Below are 4,981 nucleotides of genomic sequence, written 5' to 3' on the forward strand. Positions count from 1 at the left end.
ACGCATGTTCATCAGGCCGATACCGCTCTGGTCTTCTTCAAGTGAAAAGCCGCAGCCATTATCTTCCATTTCAATCAGAACGCTCTGCAGATTATGGCTGATATTCAGGCTGACCTGAGTCGCTTCGGCATGCTTTTGCACATTGGTAATGGCTTCCTGTACCAGACGATACAGTGTCATTTCAATGGCATCGGGCAGGCGGGTTTCCGGTAAACGGATACGCCGTTTTACCCGTATTTTTCCTGACTCGCTGATATTGTCGAGCAGACTGTGCAATGCCGCCTCAAGACCCAGATCATCAAGCATCACCGGGCGCAGATTGTGTGATACCCGGCGCACTTCCTGAATCGACATATTGAGCATGTCGGTGGCTTTATGCAGATGTTCACGGGCATCTTCGTGGGGCCATTTTTTATCCGCCAGATTCAAGCGCAATTTGGCGGATACCAGCATCTGATTAATGCCATCATGCAACTCTCGGGCAAACGTCCGGCGCTGCATAACCTGAAAGGCTACAGAGCGATGCGCCAGATCCTGCAGGCGCTGATCGGCCAGCTGGGTGGCATGAATATTAATAATAATAACGATGATGACGACCAGCGCGAGGGTAACGGCCAGCAATACAGACGCTGCGAGAAAGGTACGGCGTACATTGGTATTCACTTTATTCTGCAGTGAGCGGGTTTCTGCGGCGATATCATCAACGTACAGGCCGGTGCCCATCATCCAGTTAAGATAAGGAATATTGACGACGTAACTGAGCTTGTTTTCCTGCCCCGATAACGAGGGCTTATTCCAGATATAGCGATAAAACCCACCACCTTTACCCGCCAGCGCCAGCAGATCGCGGATAACATACTGGCCGTTATCGTCCTGAAAATCGATCATGGGTTGGCCGACTAGATCCGGCTGTGCCGGGTGAACAAGGTTGGTACCGTTCTGGTCGTAAACAAAAAAGTAGCCATCGTTACCGTAGGTGAGCCCCTGCAGGATGCGTTTGATTTCGTATTCTGCCCGTGACTGGTCGAGGCCATATTCCAGTTCTTCCAGAACCGGATTAATCGATGTCATGGCCAGGCTGACATAATCGACCAGCGCTTTGCGTTTACTGGCCAGTACGTTTTCTTCAAAAATAGCGACCTGTTGCTGTGCCAATTGCTGTGCCTGGCGCTGGGTTATCCAGGTAATGGTCAGGGTGAGTGCGACCAGTGGTAATACGGTAAGCAGCAGGATCTTGGCTTTTAACGTCAGATTCATACCCGGTGGCCGTGGCGGAATTAAAAGATTGTTCATCTTAGAACCTGTCGGCAAGGATAGATAGTCGCCGTTCGGAGTCTGATTCTGTCGTTTGCTGTCGGGTATTCATAAATACTTTATTGTCATTATTATTGTCAGCAAAGAGAGCAGCGGTAATGGATAAATAACATATTCTGTAGCCGGATGCCTGATGCTTTCCGGCCACAGAACAGGACTCCTGTCAGTCAAGCAGGCCATACCATTCAGGGAACAGCAGAATGGTAATCACCACGCCGACCTGCATTAAAATAAAAGGTACAACGCCGCGATAAATATCCATGGTGCGGACACCGGCGGGGGCGACCCCTTTTAAATAGAACAGACTGAAGCCAAAAGGCGGTGTCAGGAAAGACGTCTGCAGGTTCATGGCAATCAGAATGGCGAACCAGACCGGAGCAATGCCCAGTGCGTTAGCAACCGGTGCCAGAATCGGTACGATGATAAAACTGATTTCCACGAAGTCGATAAAGAAGCCCAAAATCATAATGGCAACCATCGACAGAATCAGGAAGCCCATCGCACCACCTGGCATATCAGACAGCAGTTCCTCAACAATATAATCGCCACCGGTGTAACTGAACGCCATGGAGAACGCCGTTGCACCAAGCAGAATGGCGAAAACCATCGCAGAGATTTTTACCGTTTCCTGTGAGGCCTCGTACACCATCTTCCAGTTAAACTGGCCGTAAATAGCCGCCAGAAGCAGGGCACCAACACCACCCAGTGCCGACGATTCTGTCGGGGTGGCAATACCGGCAAAAATGGAACCCAGCACCACAAGAATCAGCGCCAACGGAGGAATAATTGCCTTTAATGCGCGGATATATTGCTCATGACGATGGGTTAAATCGTCGTCCATCGGCAGGGCAGGTGCAGCTTCTGGTTTCAGCCAGGTGTAGATCAGGATATACACCACGTAGCAGCCAATCAGCACCAGACCGGGCGCTAATGCTGCCTGGAATAAGTCGCCAACGGGAATACCTAATACATCACCGAGAATAATCAGAATAATGGATGGTGGAATAATCTGCCCCAGGGTTCCGGAGGCACAGATAGTTCCGCAGGCCAGAGACTTGTCATAATTATACTTCAGCATAACCGGCAGGGAGATTAATCCCATCGCAACAACCGATGCGCCAACAACGCCGGTAGAGGCGGCTAATAAAGCTCCCACAAGAACCGTGGAAATAGCCAGACCACCACGCACACCACCAAAGAGTTTACCCATGGCTTCCAGCAGTTGTTCTGCCAGTCTGGTACGTTGCAGCACAATACCCATAAAGATAAACAGTGGTACTGCCATCAGGGTGACGTTTTCCATAATGCTTTGTACGCGGAAAGGCATAAAAGCGAAAATGTCCGGACCTTCAGCAAATACGCCAAAAATAAGGGCGACACCGCCAAAAGTAAACGCCACCGGGAAGCCGAAAATCAGCATCAGCAGGGCGACGAAAAACATAATAATACCGATCATAAAAGCCCCCGGTCGATTTTGGTTTCATGCTCATCTTTCAGGGCAATTACGCTGTTCAGAATCATTGCAATGCCGGATATGGCCGTCGCAAAAAATGCAAATGGAATAACGGCTTTAATAATCCAGCGATTGCTCAGGCCGCCGGGATCGCCGGAGGTTTCGCCCAGACTCCAGGCTTCATGCGCAAAATCAATACCGTACCAGCCGACCAGCAGGCAAAACGGGATCAGTAACAGCAGGCCGCCGGCAATATCAATAATGGCTTTGCGGCGGATGGATAAATTTTCATACACCAGATCCACGCGCACATGGCCACCGGCCCGCAGCGTGTAAGGAACACCCAGCATGAACATGGCAGCAAACAGATGCCATTCCATTTCCTGCATCGCGATGGAAACTTCGTTCAGGGCGTAACGCATGACAACGTCAATAAACACGTTCATCAGCATCAGAATAAAAAGCACAGCGGCGACTGTGCCGAGAAAATCGGAAAAGCGATTAATGGCCCGTTCTGCCTTAATCAGCATAATGCACTCCCGTTTGCCCCCGCCGGACTGGGTAAGCCCGGCGGGGCATCTGTCGTTGTTATTGGGTCCTGATCAGTCGGCGCTGTTCAGGTAAGCTTTGTCAGAAATATCGGTCCAGCGGCGGGCTTTCTTCAGATAAGTTGCCTGCGAATCGAGAATTTCTTTGGCCAATGGATCTTTTGCAGCACTTTCTGCCAGCAATTCGTTGTTGGCTTTATGCAGAGCTTTCATTACGTCAGCCGGGAAAGTACGGATCTGAACTTTAGGATAGTCTTTATCCAGCACGGCCATGTTTTCAGCGGATTCGTGGTAAGACTGAATGTACATATCGTAGGCTGCGGTACGCATCGCGACGCGCAGGACTTCCTGCAGATCCGCAGGCAGACGGTCCCATGAACGCTTGTTGATCATGAACTGCAGTTCGGTTGCAGGCTCATGCCAGCCGGTGTAGTAGTAAGGGGCGATCTTGTGGAAACCCATGCGCAGATCCAGAGACGGACCAACCCATTCCAGTGCATCGATGGTGCGGCGCTCAAGGGCAGTGTACAGCTCGCCTGGCGGGATATTGGTCGGGCTGGCGCCCAGTTTGGCCAGAACCTCACCGGCAAAGCCCGGAATACGCATTTTCAGGCCTTTCAGGTCTTCCAGGCTGTTGATTTCTTTCTGGAACCAACCACCCATCTGGTTACCGGTGTTACCGCCCGGGAAGCTCAGGATATTGAACTCACCGTACACTTTTTCCATCAGCTCCATGCCGCCGCCGTAGTAGAACCAGGCGTATTGCTCAGGGGCGGTCATACCGAATGGCATGGTGGTGAAATACAGCGTATTCGGTACTTTGCCTTTCCAATAGTAAGACGCTGAGTGGCCCATATCGTACTGACCGGCACGTACCATATCGAACACGCCAAAGGCTGACTTGTGCTTGTTGGCGGAGTCGATGGTGATCTGCAGACGGCCATTCGACATTTTCTCAGCCATCGCAGCCATATTACGCGGTGCGTCACCAAAAACGGGGAAGTTCGTCGGCCAGCTTTCGGCCAGTTTCAGACGGTATACTTTCTCGTCTGCCTGAGCAGTACCGAACATAGCCAGACTGCACGCAGCGGCTACCAGTACCTGTTTAAAGCGGGATAGGCGGATCATGGTTATTATCCTTTTTAGTGTTTCAGATTGATTGTGCGCACCCGTGAAGAGGCACAGCACACCCTGACTTTTCGAGTGTGCAAGTCATGGCTGTTGCTGACTATCCGCAGGACTGCGGTTTTGTAAGTAGTTCTGGCAACAACACGTAAGTAGTTTTACTGGTATGTTGTGAGGTGTCAGACCGGAGGCCAAAAAGGAAAAAGGCCCGCAGCCCTTGTCATTGCTGATATCAGGCTTGAAAAACAGGGTGAAAATATTGGTATGACCAATATTCCAGCGAGCGCTAGACTTTGGTCGTGTAAGGCCCTGATGAAGACGGTTCGGGCCTGCATCATCTTCTGATTTCACGTTTTTCCGGGTTTTATGTACATTGCACAGCCACGATCAATATGCGCGGCGGATAGCGATGACAATGCCAGCACGGCCTGACAGGCCGGCAAAGAAAACAGAGCCATTGGCTGTGCGCTTATGGCATATATTCCGCCAGTTCTTGTGGCTGGGTTGCATCAGTTTTGGCGGGCCTGCGGCTCATCTCGGG

Annotated in this window: 4 protein-coding genes; all 4 read right to left on the reverse strand. The window is 51.1% G+C overall.

The genetic code is table 11. The annotated features are described in order from the left end of the window. On the reverse strand, positions 1–1,293 hold a 1,293-nt coding region (locus tag B3P58_RS11345), incomplete at its 3' end, for a cache domain-containing protein (RefSeq protein ID WP_286717589.1). A 184-nt stretch (positions 1,294–1,477) separates the two neighbouring features. Then, complete coding sequence (locus B3P58_RS11350) at positions 1,478–2,770, reverse strand: TRAP transporter large permease (RefSeq protein WP_286717590.1); 1,293 nt, start codon at positions 2,768–2,770, stop codon at positions 1,478–1,480. Beyond that, a complete protein-coding gene (locus B3P58_RS11355) occupies positions 2,767–3,297 on the reverse strand; it encodes a TRAP transporter small permease subunit (RefSeq protein ID WP_145468979.1) in 531 nt (176 codons plus the stop codon). The genes B3P58_RS11350 and B3P58_RS11355 overlap by 4 nt, the downstream gene beginning before the upstream one ends. Positions 3,298–3,369: 72 nt before the next feature. Next, on the reverse strand, positions 3,370–4,443 hold the full coding sequence (locus B3P58_RS11360) for a TRAP transporter substrate-binding protein (protein WP_145468978.1): 1,074 nt from the start codon (positions 4,441–4,443) through the stop codon (positions 3,370–3,372). Between the last annotated feature and the right edge of the window lie 538 nt (positions 4,444–4,981).

It is taken from the genome of Thalassolituus sp. UBA2009 (assembly GCF_002335285.1).
Lineage (GTDB): Bacteria > Pseudomonadota > Gammaproteobacteria > Pseudomonadales > Oceanobacteraceae > Venatoribacter > Venatoribacter alkanivorans.

Bases quoted from the DNA above. Each gene is read 5' to 3' on its own strand.
- B3P58_RS11360 (WP_145468978.1), bottom strand. From the start codon at position 4,443: ATGATCCGCCTATCCCGCTTTAAACAGGTACTGGTAGCCGCTGCGTGC.
- B3P58_RS11350 (WP_286717590.1), bottom strand. From the start codon at position 2,770: ATGATCGGTATTATTATGTTTTTCGTCGCCCTGCTGATGCTGATTTTC.
- B3P58_RS11355 (WP_145468979.1), bottom strand. From the start codon at position 3,297: ATGCTGATTAAGGCAGAACGGGCCATTAATCGCTTTTCCGATTTTCTC.